Origin of the sequence: Psychrobacter sp. 78a-MNA-CIBAN-0178 (assembly GCF_040309625.1) — a bacterium.
GTDB lineage: Bacteria > Pseudomonadota > Gammaproteobacteria > Pseudomonadales > Moraxellaceae > Psychrobacter > Psychrobacter okhotskensis.
The window spans coordinates 121,264-139,278 of record NZ_JBEOOZ010000004.1 but is presented as its reverse complement, the minus strand read 5'-3'; the positions used below and the strand labels follow the sequence as shown (position 1 = coordinate 139,278).

Below are 18,015 nucleotides of genomic sequence, written 5' to 3'. Positions count from 1 at the left end.
AAATAAAAAACGGATTATTTACATGAAGCGTACTACGTTGTCCACCTCTCTTCTTAATATTATTCTCGTGTTCGTCGAGTCGGCTCTGACCCTACTGTTACGTTTAGATCCCGAGCTACGTAAAGCCGCTTATCCACTTGCCAAGCAAGGCACTGTCGTTGCGCTGCGTTTGTATTTGCCTCATGTCGAGATTTTTGCCACTTTTAGCACCAAGGGCGTGTTATTAGATGCGCAGTTACCCATTGATCGTAGTGAGCCTGACGTGGTCATCAACGCTTATAGTATCCAAGTCATCAATGCCATCACGACCCACGATAGCGAAACGACTGAAAAACTACAGATGCGCGGTGAGTCCGTACAAGTACAATTGGTTAAGCAATTTATTATGCAGCTTGGTCTTGGTGGCTTGATTCAGGGTTTGATCAAAAAAATCAAAGGCGGCAAAGGCAAATCTAAGCCGACTGACGCGGAAATGGCCGAAAAGAAAGATGGCTATAAGCTCCGTATCAAAGAGCAGCAGACGCAAATCAGTACATTAACGACTAAGAATCGTGAGCTTGAAACCACCGTAAAGGAATTGCAGAGTAAACAGAAGACATTGATAATTGTGACTATTATGGCGCTTGTAATTATGATTGGCTCAGTCATAGCACTATTGATGAACTAGTTTTCGTTAATGATGGTGATATTTATTGATAAATAATAATGCACCTGTTAGGTGATTGCTTTAATGACCATTAAGCGTTTGATAGCTGCAATAAGCTACCAAACGCTTTTTTTATCGCTTTAATTTGCTAACCGTGAACTTGAAACAAATATAAAAGCTTAAATCGGTACAAAACTTTTATTATACAAGCCAGCTTTTACCCTACCTTAGCCACCATTGTTTTTATCAATCGTAGTAATCAATTGGATTAACCATTCAACCACACTTTAATCTTGACTAAATTACTCGGGATTAAGTATAATTACTCTATCGTTGCACACATCGGGTTCATCATCTGTTGTTTAATAGCGATAAGACATACTTAGTTGATAGACAATTAACAGAGGCAAAAGTTCGCTTTTACCAAAACTACTTGACTAAGATCGTTGTTAAATACACTTATAACTGAGAAGTTGGGAGATAACACATGCGTTTGACTACTCGAGGCAGATATGCCGTTACTGCGTTACTAGATCTGGCGTTACAGACCAGCCAACAAGAGACAGCGGTATCGTTATCCGATATTGCCAAGCGGCAATCCATATCTATCTCTTATCTCGAACAGTTATTTTCTAAACTTCGTAAACGTGGCTTAGTCACGAGTATCCGCGGTGCGGCAGGTGGCTATCATTTAGCCAAGCCATTGCACGAAATCGATGTGATGAGCATTATTTCTGCTGTCGATGAGTCTGTGAACGCGATGCAGTGCGAAGGACGCGGTGACTGCCAAGGTGGTACAATGTGTTTAACCCATGACTTATGGTGTGCACTGTCCAATCATATCGAACAGTACTTGAAAAATATAACTTTAGCGCAATTATTAGACATGGAAAACGTGCAGTCAGTCTCAGACCGTCAGCAGACCGTTACCAAAGATATTTCCATAAAAGACATCAATACTATTACCCTATCGACCAGCGAGGCAAACCCAGCATGAGCCAACATAACAACCTTATATACTTAGATTATGCCGCCACCACCCCAGTTGCTAAGTCAGTTGCAGCTAAGATGAGCGAATATCTGACGGTAGATGGCATCTTTGGTAATCCCGCCTCGCGCTCGCATGGCTACGGCTGGCAGGCAGAAGAAGCGGTCGAAGTGGCGCGTCAACAAGTGGCAGAAGTCATCAACGCCGATCCACGCGAAATCGTCTTTACCTCTGGTGCGACTGAGTCTGACAACTTAGCGATCAAAGGGGCGGCACATTTCTATCAGTCTCGCGGTAAGCACATCATCACCAGTAAAATCGAACATAAAGCTGTATTAGATACTTGCCGCGAGCTTGAGCAAGAAGGCTTTGAAATTACATATCTTGAGCCACAGCCAAGCACCGGTCTTATCTTACCTGAGCAAGTGAAAGAAGCGCTACGTGACGATACGATTTTAGTATCACTTATGATGGTAAATAACGAGCTTGGAACGATTACTGATGTCGCTGCTATTGGCGAAATTACTCGCGAAGCTGGTGTGGTCTTCCATGTGGATGGTGCTCAGTCAGTCGGTAAAATACTCATTAATCTTGAAGAGATGAAAATCGATTTGATGAGCTTTTCAGGCCACAAAGCTTATGGTCCTAAAGGCATCGGTGCGCTATTTGTCAGTCGTAAGCCACGTATTCGTCTAAAAGCAGAACAACATGGCGGTGGTCATGAGCGCGGTATGCGTTCAGGAACGTTGCCAACGCATCAAATCGTTGGTCTTGGCGCGGCATTTGCCCTTGCCAATGAGCGTTACGAAGAAGACCATGCCCATGCTGCAAAACTGCGCCAAAAACTGTGGGATGGTTTACAAGATATCGAAGAGATCTACCTAAACGGTGATTTAGAGCACAGCGTTCCTAACATTGTAAACATCAGCTTTAACTTCGTTGAAGGTGAGTCGTTGATGATGTCGCTAAAAGACTTAGCCGTATCGTCAGGATCAGCCTGTACATCAGCGACCCTTGAGCCATCATATGTACTGCGCGCTATTGGTCGTCCAGACGAATTGGCACACAGCTCAATTCGCTTTAGTTTCGGTCGTTATACTACTGAAGAAAACATCGATACGATTATCAAGCAGATGCACGAAGCGGTTGATAAATTACGTGCCCTATCACCACTTTGGGATATGTATCAAGAAGGTGTTGATTTAGATTCAGTCGAGTGGGCTGAACACTAAAACCTGAAACAATGAAGTACTTATTAGATATAGCTATTAAATGATGAATCAGACAATTATAAACATAGTTTTTATGAATTTTATTTTATAAATACCGTTTTTATTACCTAAATGTTTGACCCCAATTATCGATGAGTGGGTAGTGTTTCAACTTTCAGAAGCCACTGCTCATCATCTAACTAGGAGAAAACCCCATGGCCTATAGTGACCAAGTTATTGATCATTACGAAAACCCACGCAACGTCGGCAATCTTGATAAAAATGCCAAAAACGTTGGTACTGGTATGGTTGGTGCCCCAGCTTGTGGCGATGTGATGCGTCTACAAATCCAAGTCGATGATAACGGTATCATCGAAGATGCACGCTTCAAGACTTACGGCTGCGGTTCAGCAATTGCCTCAAGCTCGCTCGTCACTGAGTGGTTAAAAGGCAAAAGCTTGGATCAAGCTGGTGAGATTAAGAACAGTCACATTGCTGAAGAATTGGCATTACCACCCGTAAAAGTGCATTGCTCTGTTCTTGCAGAAGACGCCATTAAAGCCGCTATTAGCGACTATAAAGGTAAGCATGGCGCAGCAGCTGCTGTTATGGCAGAAGAAGCGACTAGCTAAGCCTATTAGCGTAAGCATTGTATTTTGAGTATTATAATAGCAATACTTTAGTAGTTGTGTTTAGCATCGCTACTAACGCTATAGAGGTGACAATGACGCTTATGTAATTGTCACCTTTTATTTTCTAGCAGTTATTAATTATTAATTTAGTTATTAACTCATCGTTATCCAGATGTTATTTTGGCAAGCCCGTTGTTTTGGTTGTCAGATCATCTACAGTTTTCTTAAATTATTATCTCTATTATTGATAGTCAATGGGAGTTGGCATGATTGAAATGACAGAACGCGCCGCTCAGCATGTTCGAGACTTTTTGGACAATCGCGGTAAAGGCGAAGGTATTCGAGTGGGTATCCGCACAGCGGGTTGCTCAGGTTTAGCTTACGTTTTAGAGTTCGTAGATACCCCTGACGAAAATGACACGCGCTATGAAAGCCGTGACGTCAGTATTTTTATTGATCCTAAGAGCTTGGTATATTTAGATGGCTTGTTGATGGACTACGAAAAAGAAGGATTAAACGAAGGCTTTAAGTTCACTAACCCCAATCAGAAAGGCGAATGTGGTTGCGGCGAATCCTTTACGGTTTAATGATAAAATAATTTGATTTTTCTGAGTTTAGGGTTTTTGACCTAACATTCGGGCGATGGTAAATAAGTGCTGCAATAGCCAATCTTAAATCAGTAAGCAGTGCAGCCAACCAAATAGTAAAGTAGCCACTGGCTAGATAAAACCTTAAAAATAAATAAAAAAAGCAAGGCGTATGATATGACAGACATTACTCAAGAAGCCCAGTTTGATAACTTCTTTGCCCTATTTGAGCAGCCGGTACAGTTTGACGTCAATCAAGAAAGTCTCGATCAGCATCTACGTCTGCTACAAAAACGCTATCATCCTGATAATGTCGCCAAGAACTTGACAGACGCCGCCCAAGCGCAACAGCAGTCTGAGCAAGCATCAGCATTGATTAACCAAGCCTATCAAGCGCTGAGTGCGCCTGATAGCCGTGCAAGCTATCTGTTAGATGTGGCAGGACAAGCACAAAACCTAGAACACTCAATCGCTGATTTAGACTTTTTAGAAGATGCGATGCAGATGCGTATCGAATTGGATGAGGCGATTGAAGATAAAAATCTCTCAACGTTACAACAGCTACATCCGCAGATTACAGAACGTTTGACCAAACAGTCTCAGCGTTTTAATAATGCTTACCAAAGCAAAGACTGGCAAACCGCGATTGATGCGACGCAAAAATTAAAATTCTTGGTCAAGTTAAATGCTGATGTGACAACGGGTCTTGATGAGGTCGCAACGTCTGAGCATTCAGATGATGATGATTTATACGTTTAGACAATGAATACTCAAAAGCTTGTATCATTGATAGTATGTGCAAGCTTTTCTAATTTATCGCTCTTATTTAAAGCAATATTCTAAAGCGGTGGTTAAAATAGTCTCAACGATACCGTATAATCCCATATTTTAAGCGCTATTAAACGCTACTCTCTTCTATGTTAGAGAAGAATCGCAGCCGTTAACTGTCATAGCGCCTATGTTGTATTTGCCCCATTTCACTTATTCATTTTATCTTTGAGTTATCTTATGTCTTTATTGCAAATTGCCGAACCCAATCAAAGTGCCCAACCCCATCAGCATCGTTTTGGCCTAGGGATAGACCTTGGTACCACGCGCTCATTGGTCGCTGTGGTGCGCTCAGGCAAGGCGCAAGTATTAGAAGCAGGCGCAGCTAACGACACTTTACTACCTTCTGTGGTCTATTATCCAAGTACTGGCAAGCCATTGGTTGGGTATGATGCCCTAGCCCACTTAGCGGATGATCCAAAAAATACGATCGTCTCGGCTAAGCGCTTTATGGGTCGCAGCCAAGCGGATATAAAATTCTCTCATCCTTACGAATTAAGTGGCAATAAAGATGACATGCCAGCTTTTGTCACCGCTCAGGGTGAAGTATCTCCTGTTGAGGTGTCAGCTCGTATATTAGCCGCTCTTGAGCAACGTGCAGCAAGCGCATTACCTGAAGATAGTATTGCAGGTGCTGTCATTACCGTACCTGCTTATTTTGATGAAGCGCAGCGTCAAGCGACCAAAGATGCGGCGCAAGCGGCTGGTATCAATGTACTGCGTCTATTAAATGAGCCGACCGCCGCAGCCGTTGCCTATGGTCTCGATCAGCCTAATCAAGAAGGTGATAAAGAAAGTTATTACTTAATTTATGATTTGGGTGGTGGTACTTTTGACGTTTCTATCTTAAAACTAAATGACGGCGTTTTTGAAGTATTGGCCACAGGCGGCAATAGTGCGCTTGGCGGTGATGATATTGACCGCTTACTGACCAATTGGCTGATTAAGCAATTAAATATCGACCCCAAAGACGTAAGCTTGCATGACAAGTCAATACTTGCGCAACAAGCCAAAGTTTATAAGCAAGCACTAACTGATGCTGAACAGGTCGATATCGATATCACTGTCAATGAGCAGTCTTATCAAGGTGTGCTACGCCGTGAAGACTTGCTAACTATTGCAGAGCCCGTTAGCCGCCGCACGATAAGTGTCTGTGAACAAGTACTGCGTGATGCCAAGCTATCTACCTCAGACTTAGATGAAGTTATCTTAGTCGGTGGCTCTACCCGTATGCCAGCTGTACAGCAGGTAGTGACTGAGTTTTTTGCTAAAGAGCCGCTTTGCCGTCTAAATCCAGATGAAGTTGTGGCTTTAGGCGCTGCCCAAACGGCGCATCAATTGGTCAACGGTGATAGTGATAACAATCTATTGCTATTAGACGTAACGCCGCTATCGCTCGGTCTTGAGACCATGGGTGGTCTGGTTGAGGTACTGATTCCACGCAATACACCTATTCCTGTCAAAAAACGCCAAGTATTCACTACCTATCAAGATGGTCAAACAGGTATGGTGATTCATGTGGTACAAGGCGAGCGTGAGACAGTAGATAACTGCCGCTCACTGGGCCGCTTCGAGCTATACGGTATCCCGCCAATGAAAGCTGGCTTTGCCCGTATTGAAGTGACCTTTAGTATTGATGCCAATGGTCAGCTGACCGTCAGTGCGCAAGAAACCACGACTAAGACAGAAAGCAAGATTGAAATCGTGCCGTCTTATGGGCTATCTGATGAACAAAAAGAACAACTATTGGTAGCGGGCTTTAAATATGCTGAAGAAGATAAAAATGCACGCTCTTTAATTGAGACCAAAGTAGAAGCGGAACGTGAAGTTTTAGCACTGCAATCAGCACTTAACGAATTTGCTGCCTTACTGACATCTGATGAACAGCAATTATTGGCTGAGCAAATACAAGCATTACAAACCACGCTCAGTACTGATGATTTGGCGCTTATCGAGGCAAAGCAAGCAAAACTCAAGCCTCATAGCGATGCCTTTGCTGCTCGAATTATGAATCAAAGCGTCAAAGCCAGCATGGCAGGTACGAGTGCTAAAGACTGGTAGCAAAAATATCGAACCAATACAGCTTAGCAATTTTACTAAGCTGACCTCTTATATTTTTATTTTTTTAATTGATTAGCATCGGACAGACAATTTATGCCAAAGATTACCGTACTACCGCATCATGAAATTTGCCCTGAAGGCACCGAAGTCGAGCTAGAAGCTGGCAGCAATTTATGCAAGGCGCTATTAGAAAAAGGCATCAAGATTGAGCACGCTTGTGAGATGTCAAAAGCCTGTACTACCTGCCATGTGGTCGTGCGCAAAGGCTTTAATAGTTTAGATGAGATGGATGATATCGAAGCCGATTTACTAGATCGTGCTTGGGGCTTGGAGCCTGATTCACGCCTGTCTTGTCAGGTCATGCTTGATGATGATGACTTAACTATTGAGATTCCTAAATATACGCTTAACCATGCAAAAGAAAATCATTAAGCACTCGCAGCATTAGCTTCTTGCTCCCTATAATATCTAGGTATTGTAAAAAAGGTCAGTTCATTGTTAAAACAATGAACTGACCTTTTTTTTGGAAAAACTTAAAGAAAGAGCGTATCTAAAGCTTTTCTAATGACGACTGTTATTACTCTTATTCAAGCTATATTCAGTCCAATATGAAAAAGATACAGCGGGACTGGGATGCTTAGTTTTTAATATGAGTTTTGCAGCCTCTGTCGGCGTAGGCACAGCAAGCCAGAAAAACTTATACCAGTTTCGCGTTATTAAATAACGTATCCATTTTATTTAGTATCGACTATATTAGCCTCAAGCGCCACCGCCTCTTCTTGCTCAATACGTTCAAGTGCAAGATTTAGGCGGTTTCTCACATCTTGATAATCACTGTCTTTCATATCTTTGAAGTTGAGGTGCAAATTAAAGCCAGGGAGTGTGTGGTCGACCCACTTTGATAAACGACCTTTATTGGCATCAGGATCAAGTACTTGCCATACTTTAATCTTATCATCGAAGCCTTTTAATTGATAAGCACCTGAATAATCACACTCATAATCGTGACAAATATAATCATGCGTACTTTCGCTAACGAGTATTTCACCCTTCCCAGCACTGGCTTCAAGCCTTGATGCTAGATTGGCTTCTTTGCCAATCAGCGTATAACTCAGGCGATTGTTACTACCAAAATTACCGACATGGCAGTAACCGGTGGTAATACCAATACGTATGTATAAACCATCAAAACCCATGAGTCGCCATTTTTGTCGTAACGTGCGCATTTCACGGCGCATATCTATAGCCATGGCAACACAGTCCAAGGCATCTTGCCGAGCGCCACGACTGTCCGGTTCACCAAAAAAACACACCATACCATCACCAATGAACTTATCAAGTACTGCGCCGTGTTTATGCGCAATCAAGGTCATACAGTGCATATAGGTATTCAGAATATCGGCCAAATTATCAGCACTTAGACTATCAGACAATTCAGTAAAGCCAACGATATCTGAGAACATAATGGTGAGCTTGGCCCGTTTATTCGAGACACTAATAGGGCTATCTGCTTTTACAATGGGCTCCCAGATTTGAGGAGGAACAAAGCGTGTCAGTTTACTAATGACAGACACCATAGTATTTAAACGCCCACCTGCTTGTAACGCGCTGGCTTCGTAGCCAATGTATTGATGATAAATGTAGCGAAAATGAAAAATAATGACGGTCATACTCGTAATCAGCACGATGGCCGGTAGCCAACCTTCATAACAGTCCATCCCAGTACCATGTAAAGTAACGCTGACATAATAAAAAATAATGATGGTTACTACCGATACCGCTATCAGCTTTAAATGATTTTCAGGACTACTTATGATAATACGAATAGCTATCAACGCCGCTAAGCTAATGGACATCACGGTGCAGAACTGTAGCGAACCTATCACTGCAGACAACAAAATAATGACAATATTAGACGTCCAAAAGCTGGTTTGGCGACGATAGTTGTAAATAAGAATCATGAGGCTTGGCAGAGAGATGATAACGAGCAAAGCCATTGACATTGGGCTAAACTCAAAATGCACAGCCATCAGTACAACGGTCAGGATTAAAACGAAGACTTCTGGATAGTCAAATCGATAAATCCTATCGTCCTGCAACAGGATTTTCGGTCTTAACTTATCTAAAAGGGTCATAAGGAATGTTCGCTTAAGCAAGACAAACTAATGAGAGTCAATGACAAATACATCAGCGCATGTCTATAGTAGCCATGATGACAATGACAAAAAAGAGGATAATAATAGTGATTGCTTATTATACGACAATAAGCTTATACAACCTATGTCATTGGTAACCAAAAGAATACCCTTGGTCGTTCCTTTTTCTTTCAAATACTTTTAAGACTCTCAAAATAAAAATAATTTACGGCAGTTATCACTTAAAACAATTATCAAAAAGCCAGATATTAAATATCTGGCTTTTTAGCATTCAAAAGATGGAAAATACTAGGGTCTGTTGAACAGTAAAAGTATTAGAAATGCCTGAATAAGGCTTAATTTTACGTGTCCAACCATTTTTCCAGTCGCCTTGATGGGTCAATCGATAAGTACCCGCTGGGGTATCGTTACTGATTCGCCAATCAACGATAGCCTTACTATAAGCCGCGCCTTCACGCTGCCAAGTATAAGTGGTATCAAAGTCGCTATCACTCAAATAATCGACCCACTGACCATTCTCAAAACGCTGTACTTTTAAGAAACTGTCTTCGGTACGTAGATTGTTTTTAGGATGAGCGCCGCGGAATACCGCAGTGGCAACCTGACCTTTTTGATAACTGGCTTTGGGCTGAGTGAGGGTTTGTCCCCAACTTTGTCTTAAAGGCTTGTCATCAAACACCACCCCCGGACGCTCATTAAACGATTTGCCTGAGCGATCAGGCGGCGTGGCGCTGTCATAAACCTCTATGCCATCCCGTAGCGCTTCGGCCAGTTGCGTATATTCTTGGACATAAGCAGCAGCTTGATAAGGGCCATACTCAGTAGACGCCCCTTCATAATGCTGGGTGGCAAACTCTTCTCGCGTACTTAAATAGCCGCTATAGTTATTGGCCAAGCCATTAATAATAACGGTATCAACTCCTGAGTCTTTTAGCTGTGCAAGTACTGCCGCGCGCATCCGTCGTCCGACCATGGTGGTCGGCTCACCAGGAATAGCAACGAGAGCGATATTACCGATACGCATCAGCTGAACAGGTTGTTCAGTATTAATCCAGCCCCAGCTGCCAGTCGGTAATAACACCTGTTTTTCAGCCTGACAATCATCTTGGCTGACGGTTGAAACAATACCAAAGGCGCCGCGCGTCAAACTACCTAGGAAAGACTGGTCGACTTTATTAATATCATCATTAATGCGGAAATTTTCTCGCGTCATGCCCTCATACATACCCGGTATGTTCGATGGACCATTCTCGCTGCCAGCAGCAAACGAGTAACCGCGGGCTGGCATACATAAGACTTTATTGCCTGCGCCATTGGTGAATTTACCATCGACTTGATAGCCCTTCAAATTGACCCAACGGGCACGTACGTCTACTGGTCCAGCAACCGGCACACCTTGATTCCAAAGCTCAACCGCCTTATCAAGCTGCAGTTGCCCATCACGCCTGACATTTTCCCATTCATTATCACTGCCTTGATAGCCTGGCTTTGAGTTGGCATTGCCGCCTGCCGCCAGCACATCACCCTCATCAGCATTGGCAAAAGCGGCGACAAACGGCTTGTCTGAATTTTTACCAAAAATCTTTTCAGCGCCGCGCTGAGCAAAACCTTTATTGTCAGCGCTTAGATGCATAAACTGATTACTAAAACTGGTTGGATGCAGTGCAAACCAATTAATCAGACCTACTGGCGTGCCATCGGCAGCATTCAGGCGCAGCTGAGTCATGGTCTCGTTAACATTACTGTCAAAGTCTTTTGCATCGGCATTATTGTCATAAGCAAATTCTGAGCGATTGAGCGTTGCACCTTTTAGCTCGCCTTGCGCCAAAGATAGCGTCCCGGGAGCCAAGGTATCGTGAGCACGCTTAATCGAGGTGACAATACCATTAACGATAGCATTGAAGTTTTGGCTGCTATAGCCTGATAAGGTATCATCAGTACTGGCAATTTGATACAGCTGTTGATGCGAGTAGCCAGCATTGCCGACATGGGTGTGAGTAGCAGTGAGCATGACATTATCATCATTATATAATTCGCCATAATCTGCTTTTAAGCGCCTGATGACCTCAAGCTTTACCGCGGTAAACATCGCCCCCATATCTGCTGAGACATAAACGACGCGTTTACCTTGATTTTGACTATTCGTATCCTCTCCGATAATAAAAGCATGAGAATATAAGCGGTCATTAATACCTTGCACAACCTGTCCAGAAGCATAACCAAACATGCCCGTCTCGGCAGCAGCACCGGTGATATCTGCCTTACCGCTACCAACGAGATATTGTGTTGTCGGCATTGCTCTTGTAGATGTCGCTGCCGTAGAAGCACTATAATTTAATGTGACAGAGCTATCTACTGGGGAGTCTTCAGTTGAATCCGTCTCACAGGCAGTCAAACCGAGAGCCGCGGTACAAATAGAGATAAGTAACATAGAAGGTCGTAATAGTGGAGGTGCGATAGAGGAAGTAGCCATCTGTTATCCTTAACACAGAGTGAAATCTTAGACTGAAAGCTTCCAATCTAAGATTAAGTACCTCGAAGCGTTTGCAATGCGGCAAAAAAATCATACTGATTAATACGCAAAAAACGGCTACGAGCAGATAAGTTGGCTATATCCATTTAACCAACTCACTCTCTAATATAATGAATAACAGACAAATGTAAAACGATTTATGTTAACTCAGCTGAAATTATCATTAAATCTAACTTTACTATGACTTTTTTTAAATAAAAACTACTTTAATAAAAACATTGAGGCAAAACTGACAACTCATCATTTAATGCCTGATTACATTTGCCAATCAAACGGCATTTGATGATGACCACGTAATGCCATCATTAATGTCTGCTGCATCTGCGCCAATACTTCGTTGGTATACGGTATAGCAGGTACACCCCATACTGGATTTGGCCACTGCATGTCGTTTTGATAGCGAACGATATGATGGAAATGTAGCTGCGGTACTTGATTGCCGAGTGCTGCCACGTTCATTTTATCAGCTTGGAAGGTCTTGGCCAATTGGCTTGATAACCAGCTCGATTCACGCAAAAACTGCGCTTGGTCAGCCTCAGACAGCTCATATAACTCTTTGATAACTGATACCCGCGGCACCAATATCAACCAAGGAAACTGGCAATCATTGATTAAACGACAGGTCGATAATGGGAAATCACCCACTAAAAAACTATCAGCAGCAAGTTTATGATGAAGTTGGAACATAATGACGGTTCTCTTGTTATGACGCTTGAATAAAAGGAATTAGAATTAATTCAAAAATTAATAAGCTATAAGGATAATAAGCTAAATATAGGATGTCGCTATTTTATCAGTTATCCAACCGATAAAATAGCGCTATGACTGATTGTCTTAGGATGCAACATTCACCTTATTTAAATTATTTAGCGAATCTGTTCAGTTTAAAAATATAAATCAATGAAGCTAAGCTGACTCTGCCACCATATGCTCACTAAAATAGCGTAATAGCTCTTGAATTGCACTGACGCGCTGCTGCGGTGTTGCCAGTTTATCGGCATCCTGATAACGAATGCCAGAGGCACCATTCATACGATAGCGCTGCCCATTGCTCTGAATCAACTTAATAATCGCTAAGGCATCGACCGGTGTATCAGGTGCAAATTCTAACGTCATGCTATTACTATTGGCATCAATCTTATTAATCTTTAGCGGCTCAGCTTGTATACGCAGTCCGTGAATGGCAAATAACTGCTTGGTTTGCTCAGGTAATATGCCAAAACGGTCAATCATTTCAGTACGAATATCAGTCAGAGCTTCTTTATCATCAGCATTACTGATGCGCTTATAAAATAATAAACGTTGATGAACATCGTGTAGATATTCTTCTGGTATCAACGCCGAGCTATGCAAGTTAATCTCGCTGGTCAGCGACAATGGTGTGCTTAAATCAGGCTCTTTACCTGCTTTAATCGCCTTCGTCGCTCGCTCTAGCATGTCCATATATAAGCTAAAACCAATCGCTTGCATATTACCGCTTTGCTGTTTACCAAGTATCTCACCCGCGCCGCGAATCTCTAGATCTTCGCTTGCCAGCATAAAGCCTGCACCTAAGGTATTGGCGCGTTCAATCGCATGTAAGCGTCGCTTGGCATCACCTTTAAGACCTTTGATAGAAGGCACTAGCAGATAACAATAGGCTTGGTGATGACTACGACCAACGCGACCACGTAGCTGATGCAGTTGCGCCAAACCAAACTTGTCGGCGCGCTCAATGATAATCGTATTGGCATTGGGTACATCAATGCCGGTTTCGATAATGGTCGAGCATATCAGCACATTGAATTTTTTATGATAAAACTGCTGCATGACTTGTTCAAGTTGGCGCTCTTGCATTTGTCCATGAGCGACCCCTACTCGCGCCTCAGGAACCAGCTCACGTATGGTTTCTGCCATACGCTCAATACTCGCCACGTCATTATGCAATAAATAAACTTGCCCGCCACGCAGTAGCTCACGCAAGATAGCCTCTTTCATTAGAGCATCAGTTTTTTGCATGACAAAGGTTTTGATAGCCAAACGACGTGCCGGTGGTGTCGCAATAATCGACATGTCACGCATACCTGAGAGCGCCATATTAAGCGTTCTAGGGATGGGAGTCGCAGTCATCGACATACTATCCACATCAGTCTGAATCGCCTTGATACGCTCTTTATGACGCACGCCAAAGCGATGCTCTTCATCAACAATCATCAAGCCTAAATTAGAGAATTTCACATCGGGTTGTAATAGTTTATGCGTGCCGATAACGATATCAACCTTGCCAGCTGCAAGGTCTGTTAGCACTGTTTCTTGATGCTTTTTGCCACCGAAGCGCGATAGCGTTTCGATACGCACTGGCCAATCAGCAAAACGGTCGCGGAAATTGTCTTCATGCTGGCCTGCTAGCAAGGTTGTCGGCACCAATACTGCCACTTGATAACCGGCGCTGACCGCGATAAACGCCGCGCGCATGGCCACTTCAGTCTTACCAAAACCTACGTCACCGCAGATAAGGCGATCCATTGGTTGGTTTTGCCTCATGTCTTCCATCACCGCATGGATAGCATTGGCTTGATCGGGCGTTTCTTCAAAAGCAAATTGACTGGCAAACAGCTCGTACTGTGATGGATCTATTTTAAAATGAATACCAACTTTGGCTTCGCGCCGTGCTTGCATATTAAGCAGTTCAGCCGCCACGTCATGGATTTGCTCGAGCGCTTTTTGCTTGGCTTTATCCCATTTGCCGCTGCCAATTTTATGCAATGGCGCCAGTGCAGGATCACCGCCGCTATAACGGTTAATCATTTGTAAATTGGCAACCGGTACATAGATACTGGCATCATCGGCATATTTCAAATGAATAAATTCTTGTTCACCATCGCCGACATCTAGCGTAATCAGTCCATTGTAACGCCCGATACCATGCTCGATATGCACCACTGGGCTACCTTCGGTTATCTCGGTAACACTTTTAACCAAAAACTCTTCTGACACACCGCTTTGACGACGGCGGCGCGTTTGTAGTACTTGCCGACCAAATAACTGTGTCTCACTAATCAGCACTAAACGTTCAGGAACATAAACCCCGCGCTCAATGGGTGCAACCGTGAGTCCAACCTGCGGCAGCTTATTACCATTGCTCTTTGATTTGTCTGCTGCTAAAAATGCCTCAAAGCTATCATAAGCCTTGATATCAATTTTACCTTTAAATAGCTCAATGAGAATCTCACGACGACCAGCCGTTTCTGCTACTACTAATACTGGGGTTGCCGTTTGTTCTTGCAGCGCTAAAAACTCTAACAGCTCGGTAAGAGGCTCAGCTTTTTGATGGTTCACGGCCAATTGAGGTGGCTCTTGTGCGCTTAACGTCACCAAACCTTGTTGCTTACTCGGCACAAGCGACAGTTGTGACTGTGAATCTGACTGCCCTTCAACTTGCAGCAATGATTTGTCTGCTAACAATGACGCATCTTTTAATAATGAATCACTGCTATCAATCGCAGCGACATCGGTCATAGTAGCGAGTTCATTACGGGCACTGAGAATCACGCGTGGATAATGATTGAGGTGCTCGTTTAGAGTATTTGATAATAAATACAACAACTCAGGCGCGACGATAGGCTTATCGATATCATGACGGCGCTCTTCATAGCGGCGCTGAATCTGTGACCAATAATCTGCCTGTTTTTCGTTAATCAACTCATCTGTTATAAATAGCGCATCACTTGGTAGGTAAGCAAATAAGCTACTCTCAGCCTCCCAATCCTTTAAGTCAAAAAATAGTGGCTGATAGTATTCAAGTCCGCTACTGGCGATACCCGCCATGACGTCTTTATGCAGCTCAAACTTACGGCTACTGGTATTAGGAAACATCGCAGCAAAGTTAGTGCGAAAGGTCTCGCGCCCCTCATCAAGCGGAAACTCTTTGGCGGGTAAGATTTGAAATTGCTCAATAGGCTTTGAGATATCTGGCAGTTTATGCAGTAGCGACAGCGACTCTTTGCCCATGCTACTATCGTTGCCGCTCATCATCGTTTTTAGGTCATCAACGGTCAATGTGCGCTGGGTCTGCGGATTAAAGAAGCGAATGGTTTCAATTTCATCGTCGAATAAATCTAGACGTAGCGGAAACGGCTGACCCATGGCAAAGATATCAATAATACTACCGCGTACGGCAAATTCGCCCGGCTCAAAGACGTTCTCAACCGCACGATAACCGGCCTTTGCCAACAAGCCACGTTGGGTGTTGATGTCGAATCTATCACCCACACTCAAATCAAAATGCTGCCCTATCAGCCAGCTTGGCGGTGCGACCCGATGCATCAACGCCTGTACCGAGATGAGCAGCACGCCTGACGCTGGCATATCGGTTAATAGATTGATACGTTCGCTGACGATATCTTGATGCGGTGACAGCTCATCATAGGTCAATGTCTCCCAATCAGGGAATACATAAGCATCGACGCCGCAGAATGCCAACTCTGTCTCTATCTGGTTAAGCTGGTTTTGGTCACGAGTTACCACGACTTTCAAACGGTCGGCAACATTCCATAGCGGCGTTTGCACCAGACTTGCCAGCCACAAACTACTGACTGCCCCATGCACAGGTGCCAGCCAACGGCGCTGGGCATTCTGGATAGGGAATAACTGCTGGTTAATCGGGTCAAAGGCGTCAGTCAAAGCAGTGATAGGCATAAAGAATAGGATCAACGTTAAGAGTCAGAAAGCTATTATACGAATATTTCAGCAATTACCAAAATTTATGCCGTAACGGTTTGTCACTTAGCATTTTTAATAAAAAACCAATAGCTAAATAGTTGATAAAAATTATATTCGTATATAAAGACAGAGTAAATGTAAAAACCTCAACGGTTAAGCTGAGGTTTTTTAGTTGTATGCATTAAGCTGCTTTTAAATTATAAGCGGTTTTTAAATTAATGGCTTGTCGCTCGCGATAATGCCGTTATTGTCTGCATAAACAAACATACCAGAATTTAGGGTTAAATCACCAAAGCTAATCTCGATGTCAGTTTGGCCTTCATCACGGCGGGTTGATTTACGCGGGATACAACCGAGCGCCATGACCCCGATATCCATTGCTGCCATATCATCAACATCGCGCACACAGCCGTACACCACAACCCCTGCCCAGCCATTATCAATCGCCGACTGCGCAATCATATCGCCTAGCAGCGCGCAACGCATAGAACCACCACCATCGACGACCAATACCTTGCCATTACCGTCTTTATCTTTGCCATCACTATTTAATAACGATTTTACGCGGCTATTATCCTCAAAACATTTGACCGTTACGATTTCACCGCAAAACCTATCTTTACCACCAAAGCTATAAAAGGACTTACCTTCGATATTAGGCAAGCACACCTGTGACTCTGGGTTGGCATCCAATAAATCGCAAGTCACAAAGTTTTCTTTATTCATTGCGGTTGCTTCTGGCATCGTGTTTGACATGATGAGGCTCCTTAATTACTTATAATTGATTTTAACTATTTTTTTATGTACTGCTTAGGCTATTTTTTCACTCTAGTCATTGCCAGCATCTGCTTATTTTCAATGATATCCGTGTGCTCCAATAACGGTTCGGTCCGGTATTTGCTACGCTGATAAATGTCATGGGCGCTCATAGCCATAGCGCTAGCAACACGCTTGGCCGAAATAGGATGCAATGATAACGATTCAGACACCAACGGTGATATAAGCTGAAAGGCTTTTTGGCCAATACTTTCAAGTGGACGACCTTTATGTTTGCCAAGTAACAAAGACGGGCGAAAAATCACTAGCTGGGCAAAATCCAAGGCCACAATCGACTGCTCAGTTTCCGCTTTGACCCGATTGTATAAAAAGCGACTGCCGATATCAGCGTTCATCGATGACAGCAAAAAGAAGTTTTCAACACCTTTATCGCGGCATAATTTAGCGAAATTGACATTATAATCATGATCGACTTTGTGAAAAGCTTCATCACTACCCGCTTGTTTCTTAGTAGTACCAAGGCAACTAAAGGCATCCGTTGTTCGATCAACCCCAACACTGGCAAAGATTTCGCTTAAATTATCAAAATCATTGACCTGATAAAAACGCATACTGGCATTGATATAGCGTGGTGGACGCCGAGCAATCACGATCAACGTATCATAAATCTCACTAAGCTGCTTTACAAGATGTTGACCTACCAATCCTGTCGCGCCAATCATAATTGCTTTTCGCTGCATACCCTATCCATTTGTATTTTGTATAATGTTAGAAAATCCATGATGATGAGAAGACATATCCGTAAAGAAAGATCGCTCATGTATCATACCTAAATTAACGCATCACTGAGGGTTATTAGGCACAGTTAGACACAGTTTATTGTAAGAGATTTTGT

The 18,015-nt window shown here is 43.2% G+C and carries 15 protein-coding genes; 9 read left to right on the top strand and 6 right to left on the bottom strand.

What is annotated here, in order from left to right:
* The first annotated feature begins 22 nt into the window (after window positions 1–22).
* The 8 genes from AAEY80_RS04590 to fdx all read left to right on the top strand — a co-directional run bounded on the left by AAEY80_RS04590 (window position 23) and on the right by fdx (window position 7,385).
* Window positions 23–667 (top strand): hypothetical protein, encoded by a 645-nt coding sequence (locus AAEY80_RS04590; RefSeq protein ID WP_025653023.1) that lies wholly within the window; start codon window positions 23–25, stop codon window positions 665–667.
* A 466-nt stretch (window positions 668–1,133) separates the two neighbouring features.
* Entirely contained in the window at window positions 1,134–1,643 is a 510-nt protein-coding gene (locus AAEY80_RS04585; protein ID WP_010199379.1) for an Rrf2 family transcriptional regulator, read from the top strand.
* Window positions 1,640–2,866, top strand: coding sequence for an IscS subfamily cysteine desulfurase (locus tag AAEY80_RS04580; protein ID WP_025653022.1), 1,227 nt, complete (start codon window positions 1,640–1,642; stop codon window positions 2,864–2,866). Before AAEY80_RS04585 ends, AAEY80_RS04580 begins: the two co-directional genes overlap by 4 nt.
* Window positions 2,867–3,060: 194 nt before the next feature.
* Window positions 3,061–3,477, top strand: coding sequence for a Fe-S cluster assembly scaffold IscU (gene iscU / locus AAEY80_RS04575; RefSeq protein WP_025653021.1), 417 nt, complete (start codon window positions 3,061–3,063; stop codon window positions 3,475–3,477).
* Between the two features lie 266 nt (window positions 3,478–3,743).
* The gene (iscA, locus tag AAEY80_RS04570; protein ID WP_025653020.1) at window positions 3,744–4,064 is read left to right on the top strand and encodes an iron-sulfur cluster assembly protein IscA; all 321 of its coding nucleotides are present in this window, start codon (window positions 3,744–3,746) and stop codon (window positions 4,062–4,064) included.
* Window positions 4,065–4,241: 177 nt separating this feature from the next.
* Complete coding sequence (gene hscB, locus AAEY80_RS04565; protein ID WP_025653018.1) at window positions 4,242–4,823, top strand: Fe-S protein assembly co-chaperone HscB; 582 nt, start codon at window positions 4,242–4,244, stop codon at window positions 4,821–4,823.
* A gap of 249 nt (window positions 4,824–5,072) precedes the next feature.
* On the top strand, window positions 5,073–6,953 hold the full coding sequence (gene hscA, locus AAEY80_RS04560; RefSeq protein WP_201577928.1) for a Fe-S protein assembly chaperone HscA: 1,881 nt from the start codon (window positions 5,073–5,075) through the stop codon (window positions 6,951–6,953).
* 93 nt (window positions 6,954–7,046) lie between these two features.
* The gene (fdx, locus tag AAEY80_RS04555) at window positions 7,047–7,385 is read left to right on the top strand and encodes an ISC system 2Fe-2S type ferredoxin (protein WP_025653016.1); all 339 of its coding nucleotides are present in this window, start codon (window positions 7,047–7,049) and stop codon (window positions 7,383–7,385) included.
* A 302-nt stretch (window positions 7,386–7,687) separates the two neighbouring features.
* Here the strand turns inward: fdx and AAEY80_RS04550 are convergent, their stop codons facing one another.
* Window positions 7,688–9,088, bottom strand: coding sequence for an adenylate/guanylate cyclase domain-containing protein (locus AAEY80_RS04550; RefSeq protein WP_025653015.1), 1,401 nt, complete (start codon window positions 9,086–9,088; stop codon window positions 7,688–7,690).
* A 40-nt stretch (window positions 9,089–9,128) separates the two neighbouring features.
* Between AAEY80_RS04550 and AAEY80_RS04545 the strand changes: the two genes are divergently transcribed.
* The gene (locus tag AAEY80_RS04545) at window positions 9,129–9,293 is read left to right on the top strand and encodes a hypothetical protein (protein WP_156915669.1); all 165 of its coding nucleotides are present in this window, start codon (window positions 9,129–9,131) and stop codon (window positions 9,291–9,293) included.
* 87 nt (window positions 9,294–9,380) lie between these two features.
* Here the strand turns inward: AAEY80_RS04545 and AAEY80_RS04540 are convergent, their stop codons facing one another.
* From AAEY80_RS04540 to AAEY80_RS04520, 5 genes are all read right to left on the bottom strand, one after another.
* Complete coding sequence (locus tag AAEY80_RS04540; RefSeq protein ID WP_025653014.1) at window positions 9,381–11,582, bottom strand: neutral/alkaline non-lysosomal ceramidase N-terminal domain-containing protein; 2,202 nt, start codon at window positions 11,580–11,582, stop codon at window positions 9,381–9,383.
* 315 nt (window positions 11,583–11,897) lie between these two features.
* The gene (locus AAEY80_RS04535; RefSeq protein WP_025653013.1) at window positions 11,898–12,329 is read right to left on the bottom strand and encodes an HIT domain-containing protein; all 432 of its coding nucleotides are present in this window, start codon (window positions 12,327–12,329) and stop codon (window positions 11,898–11,900) included.
* A gap of 219 nt (window positions 12,330–12,548) precedes the next feature.
* On the bottom strand, window positions 12,549–16,319 hold the full coding sequence (mfd, locus tag AAEY80_RS04530) for a transcription-repair coupling factor (RefSeq protein WP_025653012.1): 3,771 nt from the start codon (window positions 16,317–16,319) through the stop codon (window positions 12,549–12,551).
* 234 nt (window positions 16,320–16,553) lie between these two features.
* Window positions 16,554–17,069 carry a ribonuclease E activity regulator RraA gene (rraA, locus tag AAEY80_RS04525; protein WP_025652998.1) on the bottom strand — a complete coding sequence of 172 codons (516 nt, stop codon included), beginning with the start codon at window positions 17,067–17,069 and terminating at the stop codon, window positions 16,554–16,556.
* Between the two features lie 89 nt (window positions 17,070–17,158).
* Window positions 17,159–17,860: an NAD-dependent epimerase/dehydratase family protein gene (locus AAEY80_RS04520; RefSeq protein WP_025652999.1), complete on the bottom strand. Its 702-nt coding sequence runs from the start codon at window positions 17,858–17,860 to the stop codon at window positions 17,159–17,161.
* Between the last annotated feature and the right edge of the window lie 155 nt (window positions 17,861–18,015).